12 protein-coding genes are annotated in these 18,948 nt (G+C 60.9%); 1 reads left to right on the forward strand and 11 read right to left on the reverse strand.

Annotated elements, in window-relative coordinates; translation table 11 throughout:
* Positions 1 to 387 precede the first annotated feature (387 nt).
* From ACMQ11_RS07665 to ACMQ11_RS07715, 11 genes are all read right to left on the reverse strand, one after another.
* Positions 388 to 1,731 (reverse strand): tetratricopeptide repeat protein, encoded by a 1,344-nt coding sequence (locus ACMQ11_RS07665; RefSeq protein ID WP_418992175.1) that lies wholly within the window; start codon positions 1,729 to 1,731, stop codon positions 388 to 390.
* Positions 1,732 to 1,766: 35 nt separating this feature from the next.
* Positions 1,767 to 4,319 (reverse strand): DNA gyrase subunit A, encoded by a 2,553-nt coding sequence (gene gyrA, locus ACMQ11_RS07670; protein ID WP_418992176.1) that lies wholly within the window; start codon positions 4,317 to 4,319, stop codon positions 1,767 to 1,769.
* Positions 4,320 to 4,523: 204 nt separating this feature from the next.
* Complete coding sequence (locus tag ACMQ11_RS07675; protein ID WP_418992177.1) at positions 4,524 to 4,964, reverse strand: hypothetical protein; 441 nt, start codon at positions 4,962 to 4,964, stop codon at positions 4,524 to 4,526.
* A gap of 13 nt (positions 4,965 to 4,977) precedes the next feature.
* A complete protein-coding gene (locus ACMQ11_RS07680; RefSeq protein WP_418992178.1) occupies positions 4,978 to 5,589 on the reverse strand; it encodes a hypothetical protein in 612 nt (203 codons plus the stop codon).
* Positions 5,590 to 5,724: 135 nt separating this feature from the next.
* A complete protein-coding gene (locus ACMQ11_RS07685) occupies positions 5,725 to 6,381 on the reverse strand; it encodes a hypothetical protein (protein ID WP_418992179.1) in 657 nt (218 codons plus the stop codon).
* 70 nt (positions 6,382 to 6,451) lie between these two features.
* The gene (locus tag ACMQ11_RS07690; protein WP_418992180.1) at positions 6,452 to 9,088 is read right to left on the reverse strand and encodes a DNA translocase FtsK 4TM domain-containing protein; all 2,637 of its coding nucleotides are present in this window, start codon (positions 9,086 to 9,088) and stop codon (positions 6,452 to 6,454) included.
* A gap of 86 nt (positions 9,089 to 9,174) precedes the next feature.
* Positions 9,175 to 9,954 carry a glutamate racemase gene (gene murI, locus ACMQ11_RS07695; RefSeq protein WP_418992181.1) on the reverse strand — a complete coding sequence of 260 codons (780 nt, stop codon included), beginning with the start codon at positions 9,952 to 9,954 and terminating at the stop codon, positions 9,175 to 9,177.
* An 84-nt stretch (positions 9,955 to 10,038) separates the two neighbouring features.
* On the reverse strand, positions 10,039 to 10,563 hold the full coding sequence (locus ACMQ11_RS07700) for a shikimate kinase (protein ID WP_418992182.1): 525 nt from the start codon (positions 10,561 to 10,563) through the stop codon (positions 10,039 to 10,041).
* 149 nt (positions 10,564 to 10,712) lie between these two features.
* Complete coding sequence (locus tag ACMQ11_RS07705; protein ID WP_418992183.1) at positions 10,713 to 13,523, reverse strand: DNA gyrase/topoisomerase IV subunit A; 2,811 nt, start codon at positions 13,521 to 13,523, stop codon at positions 10,713 to 10,715.
* Between the two features lie 25 nt (positions 13,524 to 13,548).
* Entirely contained in the window at positions 13,549 to 15,423 is a 1,875-nt protein-coding gene (locus ACMQ11_RS07710) for a DNA topoisomerase IV subunit B (protein WP_418992184.1), read from the reverse strand.
* Positions 15,424 to 15,439: 16 nt separating this feature from the next.
* Positions 15,440 to 16,174 carry a lysophospholipid acyltransferase family protein gene (locus tag ACMQ11_RS07715; RefSeq protein ID WP_418992185.1) on the reverse strand — a complete coding sequence of 245 codons (735 nt, stop codon included), beginning with the start codon at positions 16,172 to 16,174 and terminating at the stop codon, positions 15,440 to 15,442.
* Between the two features lie 361 nt (positions 16,175 to 16,535).
* On the opposite strand from ACMQ11_RS07715, the gene ACMQ11_RS07720 reads away from it, so the two are divergent.
* A complete protein-coding gene (locus ACMQ11_RS07720) occupies positions 16,536 to 18,899 on the forward strand; it encodes an outer membrane beta-barrel protein (protein ID WP_418992186.1) in 2,364 nt (787 codons plus the stop codon).
* Positions 18,900 to 18,948: the final 49 nt, after the last annotated feature.

The raw sequence follows: 18,948 nt of genomic DNA on the forward strand, positions 1-18,948 counted from the left end.
CCAGCGGCGGGCGTAAGACGCCCGTTTTATGGGCGGCAGCCGTTCCGAGGCGCTTTCGAGCCCGTTATGCGCTCCCGGAGTGCAGTCCTCCGCCCGGGGTGGCTGCGGACTGCCGCCGCCGAGGGCGGCGCGGACAAGATAGTAAGCGGAAGATTCCTCGCATGCGCTCGCAATGACAACGATTGACCGGCGACCCCTCGACGGAGCTCGGGGGTCGAGGAGGGATCGTTTTTCGAATGCTCTCAACTTTTCACCTTTATCCTTTCACCTTGGTCTCGACCCTCGACGGGGCTCGGGGAGCGAGGAAAACGAATCCCCCGGAGAAATCCGGGGGATTCGTCTTCCCTGCCGTTTGCAGGGATGCAGGTTTTGCGGTCGAGCCGCTGATTATTCGCCTTTGGCCTGCTTGAAGAGGGCGTTGTAGGTGTTGTACTTGTCCATAATGCCGGGTTCGTCGCGCAGGCGGAAGCAGATTTGCTTGAGGAACTCCAACGTATCGACATCTTCCGGCTTGAGCTCGTGGGCCTTTTCGAACCAGGGAACGGCGGCCAGGTAGACGGCATTCACGTCTTTCAGGTCGGCGTCGTAAGCCGCCTGGCTGCTGTACTGCTTCTCGTTCATTTCCTTGTTGAGCGCATCGCCCTTGATCGTGTAGAAGACACCCAGGTAGTAGTTGCCCTCGAACATGTCGGGCTGAAGCTCCACGACCTTGGCGAACGAAGCGATGCTCTCGTCGTAATTCTTCAGTGCATAGAAGACACGCCCGCGGCCGAACCAGAGGTCGACGTTTTGGGGGTTCTCGGCCAATGCGTTGTCGATCATCGTCACCAGGTCGGCTGGGTCGCCCACGCCCTGCTCCGAGGTATAGAGCTGCATCAGTCCGTCGAGGATGCGCTGGTTCTTCGGGAATTTCTCGATGCCCGTCAAGAGGGCGTCCTTGGCCTTGAGGACAAAAGCCTGGTCGGCGGCTTTCTGGCCGTAGTAGCAGTGGAAGAGGTAGTAGTAGATATTGCCCTCCTCGTCGGCATAACCCAGGTCGATGGCCTTGTTCAGGTATTCGGCGCCCTCGACGAACGAAGCCGGGTTGTTGGCGCCGTCGCTCGTGCGCAGGTAGCCCGCATAGTAGAGCAGCTGCGGATCGGGCGAGCCGTAGGCCGGACCGGACTGCGCCTCGAACGCCTGCGCGTAAGCGTCGGCGGCAGCGGCATAATCGCCCGAATCGAGCCCCGTGTTACCCAACTGCGAGCAGAAATCGCTGATCTGCTTCAGCCCCTCCTTGGCTTTCTCGGCCGTTTTGGGGTCCAGCTCGTAAGCCTTGTTGTAGGCCTCGATGGCTTTCGGAACGGCCTCCGAGTAGACATCCTTGGTCTGCTTCCACGTTACGATCTTGTTGTCCTTGATGTAGGCCGTGAAATAGGGATAGACCCACGTCTCGTACTCGATCTCGTTGGCCGTGGCCTTGCCCGTCGAAGCGGGTTCGCCGACGGCCAGTTTGAGCATCGTGGGGTCCATGTTGACGAAGAGGCTCTTCGTAGGCTCCATCGCGGCCTCGTACATGATCTTGCCGCGGTTGAGCCATGTGGAGGCCTTGGCGCCTTTCTTCGCATCGGCGATGTCGGCGTCGCTCTTCTCGATCTTCGAGAGGATGGCGGTCTTGTTCACTTTCTGGGCCTTCACGGCGGGAACCGCAACGAGCAGCGCCGCAAGAGCCGTCAAAAACACTTTTTTCATAATCGTTGTAAGATTTTAAGGTTTAACTTTTTAAACTATTCCTCCGCCGGAGCATCCGTCGCGGGCGTCTCAGCCCCCTCAACGGTCCCCTCCGCGGACTCAGCTGCTACCTCATCCTCCCCGGCTGCCGGCACGGCCATTACCGAAGCGATGGCGTCGCCCTCGCGCAGGTTGATGATACGCACGCCCTGCGTAGCGCGGCCCGCCAGGCGGATCTGCGCGACAGCCGTGCGTATGGTCAGTCCCGAACGGTTGATGATCATCAGGTCGTTCTCGTCGGTAACGGCCTGGATCGATATGAGTTTGCCTGTTTTTTCCGTCACGTTGATGGTCTTGACGCCCTTGCCGCCGCGGTTGGTGATGCGGTACTCGTCCAGATCGGTGCGCTTGCCGTAGCCGCGCTCGCTCAGCACCAGCACGTCCTGCCTGGAATCGGGCTCCACACAGATCATGCCGATCACCTCGTCGTCGGGCTCGATGGAGATGCCCCTCACGCCGGCGCCCACGCGGCCGATGGGCCGCACGGTCTGCTCGTTGAAGCGGATGGCCTTGCCGTCGCGCGCGGCGATCATCACCTCGGCGCGGCCGCTGGTGAGCTTGGCCTCGATCAGCTGGTCGCCCTCGCGGATGACGATGGCGTTGACGCCGTTCTGACGCGGACGCGAGTAAGCCTCGAGCCGGGTCTTCTTGATCGTGCCGTCCTTGGTGCACATGATGATGTAGTTGTTGTTCACGTACTCCGCATCGTCGAGGCGCTTGACGTTGATGTAGGCGCGGACCTTGTCGCCCGGCTCGATCTGGATGACGTTCTGGATGGCGCGGCCCTTCGAGGAGCGTGCGCCCTCGGGAATCTCGTAGACCTTGAGCCAGTAGCAGCGGCCTTTCTCGGTGAAGAAGAGCATCGTGTTGTGCATCGAAGCCACGTAGATGTGTTCGATGAAATCCTCGTCGCGCGTGGCGCTGCCCTTGGCGCCGACACCGCCGCGGTTCTGCGTGCGGTATTCGGCCAGCGGGGTGCGCTTGATGTAGCCCAGGTGGGAAATGGTGATGACCATGTCGTCGTCGGCATAGAAATCCTCGGGGTTGAACTCCTCGGAGGCGTAGACGATCTCCGAACGGCGGGCGTCGCCGTATTTCTCCTTGATCTCCAACAACTCGTCCCGGACGACCTGCATCTGCATCGACTCGTTTTCCAGAATCTCCGTCAGACGGGCGATCAGCTTCATCAGCTCGTCGCGCTCGGCCATGAGTTTGCCGCGCTCCAGTCCGGTGAGGGCCCGCAGGCGCATCTCGATGATGGCCGAGGCCTGGATCTCCGAGAGTTCGAAGCGCTCGATCATCGCCTGCTTGGCCAGATCGGGCGTCTGCGACGAGCGGATGATGCGCACGATCTCGTCGATGTTGTCCTGTGCGATCAGGAGCCCCAGCACGATGTGCAGCCGCTCCTCGGCCTTGCGCTTGTCGAAGCGCGTGCGACGAACGACCACGTCGTGGCGGTGCTCGATGAAATACTTGATCAATTCGCGCATGGACAGCAGATGCGGCCGGCCCTTGACCAGCGCAATGTTGTTCACGGCGAACGAGGTTTGCAGCGGCGTGTTCTTAAACAGGGTGTTGAGCACCACGCTCGCCACGGCGTCCTGCTTGAGGATGATGATGATCCGCAGGCCGTTGCGGTCCGACTCGTCGTTGATGTAGGAGATGCCCTCGATCTTCTTCTCGTTGATCATGTCGGCGATCTTCTTGATCATCTCGGCCTTGTTGATCATGTAGGGAATCTCCGTGATGACGATGCACTCGCGGCCCGAGGGGGTGTGCTCGATCTCGGTCTTGGCCCGCATCATCACGCGACCGCGACCCGTGAGCATCGCTTCGCGGACACCCTCGTAGCCGTAGATGATGCCTCCGGTGGGGAAATCGGGGCCCTTGACGTATTGCAGCAGCTCCTCGCCCGTGATTTCGGGGTTGTCCACATAGGCGCAGCAGGCGTCCACCACCTCAGAGAGGTTGTGCGGGGCCATGTTGGTGGCCATGCCGACGGCGATGCCGCTCGCGCCGTTGACGATCAGGAGCGGGATGCGGGTAGGCAGCACCGTGGGTTCGGGGATCGTGTCGTCGAAATTCAGCGTCCAGTCGACGGTCTCCTTGTCGATGTCGGCCATCACCTCGTCGGTGATCTTCTTCATGCGGGCCTCGGTGTAACGCATGGCGGCCGGGGAGTCGCCGTCCATCGAGCCGAAATTGCCCTGGCCGTCGACCAGCGGGTAGCGCATCGACCACTCCTGGGCCAGGCGGACCATCGCGTCGTAGACCGACGAGTCGCCGTGGGGGTGGAACTTACCCAGCACGTCGCCCACGATACGGGCCGACTTGCGGGTGGGTTTGTCCGAGTAGAGGTTGAGCTCGGCGCTCATATCGTAGAGGATGCGGCGGTGGACGGGTTTCATGCCGTCGCGCACGTCCGGGAGGGCACGCGACACGATCACCGACATGGAGTAGTCGATGTAGGCCGATTTCATCTGCTCCTCGATATTGATGGGAATGATCCGTCCCGTCAAACCTGCGTTCTTTTCTTCTTCGGTTAGCATTTGCGATCTTTGAAATTACTCTCTTTTTAACGAACAAAAATACGTTTTATTTCGGATTTGAGCAACTTTATACGGACAAATCGCGCGCGTCTGCGCGAGAATTTTTCGCAACCCGCCGTTTTCGGCCCTTTTCCGGCGATCTGAGGGCATAAAAAAAATCTCCCGACTGGGTGTCGGGAGATTTCGGGGTGTTGCAGGCCGGGGTCACTCGGTTCGAGCCGGATTGGCGGCAAGGCGGTTGAGGGCCGCATTGGCTCCGAACAGGAGCGCCACGTAGAGCGCAAGGCACGAAAGGGCGCAGCATGAGGCCAGCAAGTCGGAAAATTCGGGGTCCGCGACCCGGTTGCAGAAAAATTCGCAGAGCGAGATGCCGGCGCTCGCAAAGATCGCCACGCACCACGCGAGCCACAGTTTGAGCCGGATGATCCGCCGGTCGGCACCTGCGGCCCGCATCCGCGGCCGGGCGATGTGTTCGACGACCGGAAAGATGAACATGGCGGCAACAGACATGATGACCGCCAGGGGAATCGTCCAGCCCGGGAGGTTCCAACGGCGGTATTCGAACACCGCGAACACGATACCGGCCAGGTAGATCAGCCCGAAAAGAGTGGCGAAACCTGCTAAGGTAAAATCAAGAGCATCCATGAGAATTAATTAATTATTTACCACATTCATAAGCCGCAGCAACAAGTGCAAGTGCTTGACAAGCTGGATCAATCAAATCACATGCAATAGCGTCCAAGGGTCTATCCTTATACGCATCTCTCATTTCTCTCCATTCCCGTCGAACACAAGCCCAATATGTTTCTCCTCGTTGACGCAACAATTTATCAATATCAATTACACCAGGGTCGACGGTTCCGATAATTACCCACGGGCTGTCAGGATTAGCTGGTTCCTGACCAACGTCAACTCGACTAAGCATTCTCATAGGATTGACAACATATGATCCGATAAATATTTCATCAGCTACATAATCATCAAGCCTGTAAAGACTCACCAATCTATCTCCAGTTGTGAAAGTTTCAACACGGATAATCCCTTTCATAACGAAGCCATCTGGCATAGTAGCTTCGAATGGATACTCAACAATTACGCCGCCAGTCCTTGTTGAAGCATAACTTTCAAGCCGAAAGTCAACCCCTGTGTTGTTGAAATTTTTAAAAGTAATTTCTTTGCAGTTTCCATCATCGACTTTTACAATTTCTTGATACTTTTGATCACATGAAATAAATGCAAAAACCAACAGAGCTAAAATTAAATTTTTCATGATGATAATTTTTTGGTTAATATTAAGATAGGATTATGGTCGCAATATAATAAAAATAATCACACAAACCTAATATTAATTAAATTATCAACCAATTATTGTTTAAATATTTAATTTTACAAAAAAACATACATTCTATCGGAAATCGATCAGCTCGTAACCGGGATAGGCTGCGCGGTCGAACGACCGGACGGGCTCGGCGAGCGGCTCGACCGAGCGGATGCGCACTGTGACCTGCTCGCCGTCGAAATCGTAGGCGAGCGAGAGAGGGCGCAGCGGATCGAGCGAGAGGGTCACGGTGACCGTTCCGGCCGAAGCGTCGCTCCCGGGAGCGGGCGTAAGGCGCACCGAGGCCAGGCCGTCGCGCTCCCAAAGCAGCTCGGAGGTGTACTGGCTGTCCAGAAAATCGAACGCGCGGACGGGGTTCGAGAGGATGTTGCGGGCGGCGGTGTCAACGGGATTGACCGTGATCTCGCGGCGGCGGTTGTCGACCTCGTAACGCACCGCAGCGTCGGAGAAGACCTCCGCGTCGCCCAGCGCGAGGGAGTATCGGTCGCCCGCGACGGCGTAGCGGCCGCGGGTCGCATACTCCCCGGCCAGTACCTCGAACCCGACCCCGTAGGAGGGCATGGCACGGAACGCAGAAGCCAACTGCCGGACGATTTCGCCGGCCCGGTCGGGTTGCGGGGTCGCGGGTTGTGCGACTGCGGACTGCGCCGAAAAGGGCTGCGCCAACAGCGGGTGCACGCAGGCCACGGTTGCGAGCAACAGAACGCCCAAAGTATATTTCATGATGAACCCCAATTTTTAATTTTTAATTCTAAATTTTTAATTGGTCTTCTGCCCGCAGCCGGGCTGCGGGTCAGAAAACCCCCAGGTCTTGGAGCTTGGCCTCCAGCGAGGGCATGTCGTGGAAGAGGATGTCGCGCGGCTTGGCACCCTGCTGGCGCCCCACGATGCCGGCCCGTTCGAGTTGCATCATGATGCGGCCGGCGCGGTTGAAGCCCACCTCGTAGTTGCGCTGGATCATCGAGGTCGAAATTTGCCCGCCCGAGACCGCTTCGCGGGCGATCTCGGCGAAGAGGGAGTCGTATTTCAGCGGTGCGGCCGCCTCGTCGCTTCCCAGCTGCGCGTCGCCCCCGTCGGGGGTGTAGTCCGGCAGCGCGTAGGGCACCGTGTAGCCCTGCTGGCGGGAAATATAGTCGACGATGCGCTCGACCTCGCGCGTCTCGACCAGCGCGCACTGGATGCGGGTCAGCTCGCCGTCCTTCGAGAAGAGCATGTCCCCGCGGCCGATCAGTTGGTTGGCGCCCGGCTGGTCGATGATCGTGCGCGAGTCGATCATCTGCATCACGCGGAAGGCCACGCGGGCCGGGAAATTGGCCTTGATGCCGCCCGTGATGACCTTCACGTCGGGGCGCTGCGTGGCGATGATGAGGTGGATGCCGATGGCACGGGCCTTTTGCGCCAGGCGCATGACGGGTCCCTCGACCTCGCGGGCCGTCATGATCAGGTCGGCGAACTCGTCCACGACTACCACGATATAGGGAAGATAGCGGTGCCCGTTCAGCGGGTTCAGCCGCCGGGCCGTGAATTTTTCGTTGTACTCGGCGATGTTGCGCGCCCCGGCCTTTTTGCACAGTTCGAGGCGGCTGTCCATCTCGGTGCAGAGGGCGTTGAGCGTGTAGACCGCTTTCTTGGGATCGGTGATGATGGCGTCCTCCTCGGACTCCATCCGGGCCAGAAAATGGCGCTCGATCTTGGCGTAGAGCGAAAACTCGACCATTTTGGGGTCGATCATCACGAACTTGAGTTGGGCCGGGTGCTTGCGGTAGAGGAGCGAGGTGATGATGGCGTTCAGCCCCACGGACTTGCCCTGACCGGTGGCGCCGGCGACCAGGAGGTGCGGCATTTTGGCCAGGTCGAAGACGTAGTTCTCGTTCTGGATCGTGCGGCCGATGACCACCGGCAGTTCGGCTTTGGATTCCTGGAAGCGGAGCGAACGGATGGCCGAATACATCGAAACGACCTGCTTGTCGCGGTTGGGGACCTCGATGCCGATGGTGCCCTTGCCCGGAATCGGAGCGATGATGCGGATTCCCAACGCTTTGAGACTCTGGGCGATGTCGTTTTCGAGCCCCTGGATTTTCGAAATCTTGACCCCCTGCGCCTGCACGATCTCGTAGAGCGTGACGGTGGGACCCACCGTGGCTTTGATGCGCTGGATGGGAATGCCGAAATTCTTGAGCGTCGTTTCGATCTTGGACTTGTTCTCGTAAATCTCCTCGTCCGAGACCTCCGAGTCGGAGAGGTAGTCCTCCAGAAGCGTCACGGGGGGCTTGCGATAGTTTACCAGGTCTTTGAGCGGGTCGTAGCTCGCGGTGGGGATCGCCTCCTCGTCCACCAGACGCGCCTCGCGGGCCTCGACCGTCACCACGACGCCCTCCGAGTCGGAGTCTGCGGCGGCGGATTCGGGCTCCGCGGGGGTGAGCTCAATCTCGGTGAAAGGTCCGTCTGAGATCGGCTCGGCGGGTGCGGGTGCCGGTTCGGGTGCGGGTTGCTCCAGTTCGACCAGGCCGCCCGCGCCCATGACCACGCGGCCCCGGGGTTGCGAAAGATCGACCTCGGTGAACGCATCGTCCGCGGCCGGCGCTTCGGGTTCGGGTTGGCGGACGATCTCCGCCTCGGCTTCGGGACCGATCTCGCGGAAAGGCGGCTCCTCCGCCTCGGGTTTCGGACGGCGGACGACGCTCTTTGCGGGGCAGTCGGCGGCGGTTTCGGAGCCGGAATGCTGGGGTTGGGGTGCGGCTTCGGGTTCGGCGGCCGGATCGTGCGCAAGGGCGGGAACGACCTTGTGGCGGACGATCTCGACGATCTTTTCGCTCTTGCCGACCACGACGTTACCCGCCGTGTTGACCGTATTGATGAAATTGCGGTTGATGAAGACGCCCGTCAGTATCCAGCCGCCCAAAAGGAGAATGACGGTGCCGAACGAACCGATATGAGTGCGCAGCAGCGCGGCGATCTCGATACCGAACGCCCCGCCCCACCCCGTCGAGGCGCAGAGGCTCCAGCGGTCGGCGAAGACAAACCCGAGGGTCAGCGAGCCCAGGATCAGAATCAGGAACAGCGAGAGGATCGAATGGTTGAACAAAAGGGGCCGCTGGCGGATGATGCGCACTCCGATCAAGACCAGCATGACCGGGAGCAAAATGCCGAACACGCCGAACGAATTGTCCACCACGAGCCGTCCCAGCCGCGCCCCCGCCCAACCGCACAGATTCTCCGGCTCGACGCCCAGCGTCAGCCGCTCCTCGGGCGTCAGATGCAGCCCGCTCTGGTCGGCGGCCCAACTGAAAAACGAAAAGAAAACCGCGGCGGAGGCGAACAGGCCGACGAAGAGGAGCATGAGACCCGCGATCCAGCGGGCGCTGTCGCCGTTGGTGCGTCGGACTTGCTGCCGTCCGTTGGGTGAAGAGGTGCTATGTTTGGATGCCATTTCCGAAACGCTCGATTAGATCGAGCGAAGTTACGCATTTTTTTCGAGAATCCGGTGCCGCCGGGATCGAATTCTGCGGCGGCGGGTCAGCCGAGCGACTGCATCGCTTTCTTTTCCAGGCGGGAAAGGTATTGCTCGCCGGCGAAAGTGAGGAAGCGGTATTGCGGCTCCCGATCGGCAGCGGCTCGCAGGCCGTGCTCGTCGAGCAGCTGCACGACACGCCGAGCAACGGCGGGCGACGGGTCGATGACGGTTACGCCCCGGCCCGCAACGACGCGCTCCAACACGGGCATGAGGAACGGATAGTGGGTACACCCCAGCACGATCTGGTCGGCCCCGCGGGCGAGCATCTCCTCCACGGCGGCGCGCACGCACGCCTCGGCCTCGGGCGTATCCTCGCGGTCGGCCTCGACCAACTCGACGAAGCCCCGGCCCGGCACGGTGAGGACCTCCACATTGCGGCCGTAACGGGCCGCCGTGCGGCGGAACAGGTCGCCGTCGAGGCTGCGCTCGGTGGCCAGCACCCCCACTACCCCGCTGCGGGTGGCCAGGCAGGCGGGTTTGACGGCCGGCTCCATGCCCACGATGGGCAGCGGCGCATATTTCGCGCGCAAGAGGTCGATGGCCGCGGCCGTGGCCGTGTTGCAGGCCACGACGATGAGCTTGCACCCCTCGGCCACCAGCCGCCCGACGGCCGCATCGGCCAGCCGGGCGATCTCCGCCCGCGGCCGGGAGCCGTAGGGGCAGTGCTTGCCGTCGCCCAGGTAGACGAGCGATTCGCGGGGCAGCAGACGCCGCACCTCGCGCCAGACGGTCAGCCCGCCCAGGCCGGAATCATAGATACCGATGGGGGAGTTCAAAGTCAAATTAAGAATTAAAAATTAAAAATTCAGAATTATTGGAATTGTTCAGAATAAGTATCTCGGACGGAAAAGCAACCATAAGAACTTTTAATTTTTAATTCTTAATTGGTTTACGATGATCGAAACGGCTTCGTTATCCGACAGCGTCTCGCAGTCGAGCGTGAGCTGCGCCCGCGCATAGTACGGCTCGCGGGCGGCCATGTCGCACTCCATGAACGCGACCAGCTCCTCGTCGTTCAGGCCCCGCAGCCGGGGCCGTTTCCGCCGCCCGAACGGACTGAGGCGGGCGGCGATCCGCCCGGCCGGACGGCGCAGGTAGACCGTCAGGCCCACCGCGTTCATGCGCTCCATGTTGTCGCGCCAGGTGGGCAGTCCGCCTCCCGTGGAGATCACGCGGGCGCCCCGCGCGATCAGCTCTTCGAGGGCCGCGCGCTCGGCCTCGCGGAAGCGCTCCTCGCCCACGTAGTGGAACAGATCGGCGACGCTCGCCCCCTCGCGCCGTTCGACCAGCGCATCGGTATCGGCCGCTTCGACGCCCAGGCGGCGGGCGATCCGCCGCGCGAGGGTCGTCTTGCCGCAGCCCATGTAGCCGATCAGAAAGAGAGGTTTCATCGGCCGGGGCGGATTGTGTCCTCGTGGCCGCCCAGCGGCACGCAAACCGCGGCCGAGGCGGGAGTTCGGGAACGGGTCGAATCCGAACAGCCTCTTTCGGGCTGCCAGGGTCCATACAACGCGAGGAAAGTCGACATGGTACCCGAGGCTTAAAACAGATCGAGCTGTTCGGGGTCGATCGTCTCGGCCGCATCGCCCCCGGGGCGTTCGATCTCCAGCTCCACGTCCGAAGCGGGCGCGCTCTTGCGGGGTCGCTCGGCCGCGGGCCGGGGCTTTGCGGCGCCCGGTTTGGACGCATGGTCGCCTCCCGCCATTTCGTCGAGCACCTCCGAGAGGAGGTCCGCCGATTCCGGGCTCGTGGAATCGTCGTCCGGCCCCTCGTCGTCGGAGGGCTCGGGCGGCAGTTCGGGTTCGATGAAGCGCAGCGTGGCTACGTCGTGGGTCGTCAGGCGCTTGCCCTTGGCGCGGTGGCTCTTGACGCCCACGAACTCGTCGACCTCCACCAGATCGGCCGGACGCTGGGCGTGCTGCCCCTTGTAGGTGATTTCGAGGCGCGTGCCCGCCATGCGGGTCAAGCAGACCATCTCGGCGCCGCTGTCGAGGAAATCTTGCATCTTGTCCGACATTTCGGCCGCAAAGCGCTTCATGTAGTAGTATTGCTGCTCGCGGTCGTAGTAGCAGAGGCTGTACACGCGGGCCGGGTCGAAGCGCTCGACGCGCAGGGTCTCGTCGGGGAAATGCTGCCCAAGGTCATAGCCCGTGATGTAGTACTGGTTTTTGGAGGTCCAGACGATCAGGCGGTCGTCGCCCTTGAACTCGCCCAGCGGCGTGCCGCGCCCGTCGGCGTTCAGGCGGCGGACATCCTCGTCGAACCAGATGTGCTGTCCCCCGAGCGTCGAGGTGCCGCGCTCCTTGAGGACGATCTTGTGGATGCCGTAGCGCGAGAAGAGGTTGCCCTGGCTCTGGCGCCCCTTGATGGCCAGCTCCGAAAAATCGAGGTCGACGATCACTTTTTTCAGGCGCGGACGGGGCTTGAAATAGACTTTCAGCACCTCGGCTTCGCCGTTGGGGTTGACCGACATGTAGAGTATCTCGCTCTTGGGCGTACCCTTGGTGATGTCGTACTCCTTGTCGCGCGTGACGCCCTTGATGGCGCAGCGCTTCATCATGATCGCGCCGTTCTTGCCGTCGCGGTAGAGGACGTTGTAGATCGTGCGTTCGTCGTTGCGCTTGAAGACGCCGATGTAGTAGATGCCCTTGTCGAAAAAGGCCTTGTCCGAGACTTTGGTGATGACGTAGCGGCCGTCGCGCGTGAAGACGATCACGTCGTCGATGTCCGAGCAGTCGCAGACGAACTCCGCGTCTTTCATCGACTTGCCGATGCCGAAGAACCCCTCGGCGCGGTCGACGTACAGTTTGGCGTTGGTGACGGCGACCTTGGTGGCCTCGATCGAGTCGAACTCGCGCAGCTCGGTGCGGCGCTCGCGCCCCTTGCCGTATTTCTCGCGGATGCGCTCGTACCACGCCACGGCGTACTCGGTAAGGTGCTCCAGGTCGTACCGCGTCTGACGGATCTCGTCCTCGATCCGGCGGATTTCGTTGTCGGCCTTTTCGGTGTCGAAACGGGAGATGCGGATGAATTTCAGCTCCGTGAGCTTCTGCACGTCGTCGGCGGTCACTTCGCGGCGAAGCAGCTTTTTGAACGGTTCGAGCCCCTTGTTGACGGCCGTGTAGGCCTCCTCGCGGCTGCGGCACCCCTCGATCAACTGGTAGAGTTTGTTCTCGATGAAGATGCGCTCCAGAGAGGCGGCGTGCCACGCGGCGTTGAGTTCGTCCAGCCGGATTTCCAGCTCGCGGCCCAGCAGGTAGCGGGTGTGGTCGGCCGAGCGGCGCAAAATCTCCTTGACACCCAGAAAATGGGGCTTATCCTCCCAGATCAGGCAGGCGTTCGGGGCGATCGAGACCTCGCAGTCGGTGAAAGCGTACAAAGCGTCGATGGTCTTGTCCGACGACTCGTCGGGAGAGACCTGGATGACGATCTCTACCCGGTCGGCCGTGTTGTCGTCGACCTTTTTGATCTTGATCTTGCCGCGGTCGTTGGCCTTGATGATCGACTCCTTGATCGACTCGGTGGTGGTGGTGAACGGAATCTCGGTGATGGCCAGCGTGCGCTTGTCGATCTTCGAAATACGGGCCCGGACCTTGACCGCGCCGCCCCTCAGGCCGTCGTTGTAGCGGGTCACGTCGGCCAGACCTCCGGTGGGAAAATCGGGATAGAGCTGAAAATCGCGGCCTTCGAGGTGGGCGATCGAGGCGTTGATGAGCTCCACGAAATTGTGGGGCAGAATCTTCGAGGCAAGGCCCACGGCGATGCCGTCCGAACCCTGTGCCAGCAGCAGCGGGAACTTGATGGGCAGCGTCACGGGCTCCTCCTTGCGGCCGTCGTAGGAGAGCATCCACTCCGTCGTTTTCTTGTTGAAAACCACGTCCAGCGCGAATTTCGAGAGGCGCGCCTCGATGTAACGGCCCGCAGCGGCCTCGTCGCCCGTGAGCAGGTTGCCCCAGTTGCCCTGGCAGTCGATCAGGAGGTCCTTTTGCCCCAGCTGCACCAGCGCGTCCTTGATCGAAGCATCGCCGTGGGGGTGGTACTGCATCGTTTGGCCCACGATGTTGGCCACCTTGTTGTAGCGGCCGTCGTCCACGACTTTCATGGCGTGGAGGATACGGCGCTGGACGGGTTTCAGGCCGTCCTCGACATGGGGCACGGCGCGTTCGAGGATCACGTACGAGGCGTAATCCAGGAACCAGTTCTTGTACATGCCCGTGAGCTTGCGCACACCGCCCTCGTCCTGCGTCAGCCGGTCGTACTTGCCCCGCGGAGCCGGTGCGGCCTCGTTTCCGGCCGCGCTATCCACCCCGGGAATCTCTTCGTCCTGCATCTTATCTTTTTCTTCCGCCATATCGGAATTCCACAATTTTTAATTCTTAATTGAGCATAAGGTCCTGCTCGACCAGGTCCTCCTCGATGCGCAGGTTGTCGATGATGAAGCCCTGCCGCTCGTAGGTGTTCTTGCCCATGTAGAACTCCAGGAGGTCGTGGATCGGGTCGTCCTTGGTGATGCGTACCTTGTCGAGCCGCATGCCCTCGCCGATGAACTCCTTGAACTCGTCGGGCGAAATTTCGCCAAGCCCCTTGAAGCGCGTGATCTCGGCGTTGGCGCCGCATTTCGAGACGGCTTTCTGCCGCTCCTCCTCCGAATAGCAATAGAGGGTGTCCTTTTTGTTGCGCACGCGGAACAGCGGGGTCTGAAGCACGAAGAGGTGTCCCTGCCGGATCACGTCGGGGAAGAACTGCAAGAAGAAAGTCATCATCAAAAGGCGGATGTGCATCCCGTCGACGTCGGCATCGGTGGCGATGATGACCTTGTTGTAGCGCAGGTTGTCCATGTCCTCCTCGATGTTGAGCGCGGCTTGCAGGAGGTTGAACTCCTCGTTCTCGTAGACCACCTTTTTCGTCAGCCCGAAGCAGTTGAGCGGCTTGCCGCGCAGCGAGAAGACCGCCTGCGTGCGCACGTCTCGGCTCTTGGTGATCGAACCAGAGGCCGAGTTGCCCTCGGTGATGAAGATCATCGACTGCTCGGCCAACTCGTTGCGGTCGGTGCGGTGGATCTTGCAGTCGCGCAGCTTCTTGTTGTTAAGCGAAACCTTTTTGGCCGTCTCGCGCGCCTTTTTCTGGATGCCCGAGATAGCCTTGCGCTCTTTCTCGTTCTCGACGATCTTTTTCTGGAGAATTTGCGCCGTTTCGGCGTGCTTGTGCAGGTAATCGTCGAGGTGCTTCGCAAGGAAATCCATCACGAAATTGCGCATCGAGACGCCCGGTTCGATCTCCTTGGAGCCGAGCTTGATCTTGGTCTGCGACTCGAACACCGGGTCGGTCACCTTGACCGAGATGGCCGCGATGATCGAGGTGCGGATGTCCGAGGGGTCGTAGTCCTTGTGGTAGAACTCCTTGACCGTCTTGGCGATGGCCTCGCGGAACGCCGCCTGGTGTGTGCCGCCCTGCGAGGTGTACTGACCGTTGACGAACGAAAAGTAGCTCTCGCCATAGCCCGTGCCGTGGGCGATGGCCACCTCGATGTCGTCGCCCGAGAGGTGGATCGGGGCGTAGAGCGGCTCCTCGGTCATGTTCTCGTTCAGGAGGTCGAGCAGGCCGTTTTTCGACACATAGCTCTTGCTGTTGAAAATGAACGTGAGGCCGAGGTTGAGGTAGGTGTAGTTGCGGATCATCTGCTCGACGTACTCCAAATTATAGGAGTACTGCCCGAATACCTCTTCGTCGACGCGGAACGAGATGAGCGTGCCGTTCTTCTCCCGAACGCCCGTCTCCCACTTGTCGCTCTGCTCCAGCCCTTGCGCAAAGGTCACCGTGCGGGCTTCGCCGTCGCGGACCGAGCGGGCCGTGAACTCGCTCGAGAGCATGTTCACCGCCTTGACGCCCACACCGTTCAGACCGACCGTTTTCTTGAAAGCCGAGCCGCCGTACTTGCCGCCCGTGTTCATCTCCGAGACCGCCGCCGAGAGCGACTTGAGCGGAATGCCGCGCCCGTAGTCGCGCACCCGCACCACGTTGTCCTCGATCGAGATGTCGATCTGACGCCCGGCGCCCATGATGAACTCGTCGACCGAGTTGTCGACCACCTCCTTGATCAGGACGTAGATGCCGTCGTCGGCCTGCGTGCCGTCGCCCAGCTTGCCGATGTACATGCCCGGCCTGAGCCGGATGTGCTCGCGGGGCGAGAGGGTTACGATGGCGTCGTCGCCGTAGTTGTCGTCGGGTTTGCTATTGAGTAATTCAGCCACGCTGTATGGATAATTTTTAATTCTTATTTTTAATTCTCAATTCTTTCAGCGCCTCGCACATCGCGTCGTGTACACGCTCCATCATCGCGTGCGGGTCGGTCGCGGCGACCTCGGCGGCCGGCACCGGGGGCAATACGCGCAGGGTGATGCGGTTGCGCCAGTTGAAGAGGCCGTTCTTGCGGATAAGGGTCGCGGTGCCGTCCAGCACCACGGGCAGAATCTCCACCCCGGCTTCGCGGGCCAGCGTAAAGGCCCCGGCCTTGAAGCGGTGAATCTCCCCGTCCCGCGAGCGCGTGCCCTCGGGGAAGACGGCCACCGAAGCGCCGCGCGAAATCCACAGTTTGCCGTCGCGCACGAGCTGCTCCATCGCCTCGGCGGCACGGCCCCGGTTGATGCAAATGTCGCCGTGCAACACCAGGAACTGCCCGAAGAAAGGCACCCGGAAGACCTCGCGTTTGGAGACCCACCGAAAATTGAGCGGCAGGTAGTAGAGCGCCGGAATGTCGATTACCGTATTGTGGTTCAGCACGATCACGTAGCTCTTGCGGCGATCGATCAGCTCGCGCCCGATGACCCGCTGCCGCCAGAGGGGCGGGATGAAGAAGAACGTGCGCACCAGGATGCGCGATAGCTCGTGCACCACCCGGCGCGCCTTGTCGAACGGCCACGAGACGACCAGTGCCACGGCCGAAAGGACCATGAAAAAGGTGCACAGCAGGACCAGAAAAATGTAATAGAGGACGCTTAACATATCTCTTTTCAGTGATGGCTCGCATTCGCCCGAAGATCGGCCGGCCCCCTTTCGAAAGCGCTGCCGAAGCGCTCCGAAAGCGTGTCGCCAGCCATCGGGGGATAATTCGCCATATTAATTCAATCTGCAAATTTAGGAATATTTCCCGGGAAATCCACCCTGCCGGGAGGGAGTTTTCAACAAAATTTCGACTGTACCTTATATAATAAAGAGGCAGCTACCCCACGCAGGGTGCAGGATTTTCGATCGAAACACTTTTTTGGCAAAATTTTAGTACTATGTATTGCACAGTATAAATAATTTTACATATCTTTGCACCGTCAAATAAAATGCAACGCAGATTATCAAAAAAACAGTATAGATGAAAAAAATTATTCTCTCTTCGATCTTCCTCGCCGCAGCCATCGCCTCCGCAACGGCGGCACACCTCTTCCCGGCCACTGGCCGCGTGGTGGACGACGAGGGGAAAGCCGTCGAGTTCGCCACAGTGGTCCTGCTCCGGGGCGAAGAGCAGGTCGTGGGGATGGCCACCGACGAGGGGGGCCGCTTCCGGCTCGACGTTCCCTCGGGCGAGTACACCCTTTCGGTGCAGTACCTGGGTTACGACCCCGTGCGCCGCACGGTGCGCGTCGAGGAGCGGAACGACCTGGGCGACATCGTGCTCCGCAACGCGGCCACGGCCATCGAGGGCGTGGTGGTCAAGGCGCAGCTGATCCGCCGCGAGGCGGACCGATTCATCGTCGACGTGGCCAATGCCCCCTCAGCCATCGGCAAGGACGGTATCGAGCTTTTGGAACGCGCGCCCGGCGTCTGGATCGACAAGGACAAAATTTCGATCAACGGCAAGACGGGATCGAAAGTCTGGATCAACGACCGCGAACTGAGGATGGAGCCCGATCAGCTGATCTCCTACCTGCGCTCGCTCCGGGCCGAGCAGATACAGAAGATCGAGGTGGTGCCCCTCGCAGGCGCCGATCAGGACGCCAGCGCGTCGAGCGGCATCATCCGCATCACGCTCAAAAAACGGCGCGAAAACGGCGTCGAGGGTTCGCTCTCGATACGCACCGACCAGGGACGGCTGAGCAACACCTACTCCCCGGGCGGGAACGTCAGCTACCACGTCGGACGGCTCGACGTGAACGCCTCGGCATGGGGTTATCTGGGAAATGTAACGATCCTGACCGACGAAAACACCCGCTACACAGCGAGCGACAAGACGCTGCGGGCCGCCTCGGAGATGATCGAACACGACTACACGGGAGGAGGTACGCTCGGAGCGATCTACGAATTGAGCGACCGCCACTCGCTGGGTGCCGAGTTCTCCTACTACCACGGCAGCGAGGAGACCGGGAACTCGTCGAGGACCGATCTGGAGGCCGAAACGGCCCTCACGTCCCTGAGCCGTTACGACGGCTACAACCTCGCCAACGGATACGAGGGCACGGCCAACTACATCTGGAAAATCGACACGCTGGGATCGACCCTCAAGGTGCTGGGCGATCTGGCCTACCGCCGTACGCGCATCGGCAACGACAACCTCAGCCGCCTGACCGAGCAGCAGCGCGTGCGCGACTCGCTCTACCGCGACAACACCCTGAGCAGCTTCACCATTGCGGCCCTGACCCTGGCGCTCGAAAAGAAATTTTCGCCCCGCTGGACGCTCAAGGCTGGCGCCAAGTACACGTTCAACGACATGCGCAACGACGCACTCTACGAATTCCGGCAGGACGACGCATGGCAGCGCAACGACAACCAGAGTTTTCGGATCGACTATACGGAGCACATCGGGGCGGCCTACGGGATCGTCTCGGCCAGCCTCGGACGGGTAAGTCTGGTGGCCGGGCTGCGCGGGGAGTACACCTACACCCAGGGCAAAACGGGCGACGTGTCGCAGCGCTATTTCAGCCTCTTTCCCAACGCCAACCTCTCGTGGGCGCTCTCCAAGGACGGCGCCTACGCACTGGTGGCGCAGTATGCCCGCACGATCTCGCGGCCGAATTTCTGGCACCTCACGCCCCGGCGGATGCAGCTCTCGGACTACACCTACCAGATCGGCAACCCCGGGCTGGACCCCTCCTACAAGCACGACGTCAGTCTGACAATGGTGATGGGACACAAATACACGCTCACGGGCGGCGTGCTGTTCCAGACCGGCGAGATCGAGCAGGTCATGCAGCCCGACCCGCAGAACCCCGACCTGCTGTGCGTCGCGTGGGTCAATTTCGACTCCACCCGAAGCTATTACCTCACGGCCAACCTGCCGTTCCAGTTGACCCCCTGGTGGCAGCTGAACCTCAGCGGCAACTACATCCGACAGGGACGCCGCCCCGACGTACACGCTGCGGAGACCTTTCAAAACGTGCTCTATGCCGGGGGTTCGACTACGTTCACACTACCCCTGAATTTCTTCATCGACCTCTCCTACCGCTACCAGAGCCGGATCGAGTTCGGCAACTGCTGGGTAGAACCGATGCACTTTCTCCACGCAGGCGTCAAAAAGCGCTTCGGCGAACGGTTCACCCTCTCGGTGGAGGGGCGCAACCTGACCGGCCGGCCGCAGCATGTCGGGGCCACAGGCGACGGGTTCGTTCGGCTGGTCGATATGGCGCAGCCGTGGAGCGGCCGCCAGCTGCGGATCGGTCTGACGTACAATTTCAAGTCGGGAAAGGCTTTCAAGCGCAAAACCGTCGAAGCGGGCTCGGCCGGCGAAAAGAGCCGCATGTAGCGGCAGAAACGGCAAGCCGTTTCGTTCGGCCGTCCGGGCGGAACGCACC

Origin of the sequence: Alistipes sp., assembly GCF_048465575.1 — a bacterium.
Lineage (GTDB): Bacteria > Bacteroidota > Bacteroidia > Bacteroidales > Rikenellaceae > Alistipes.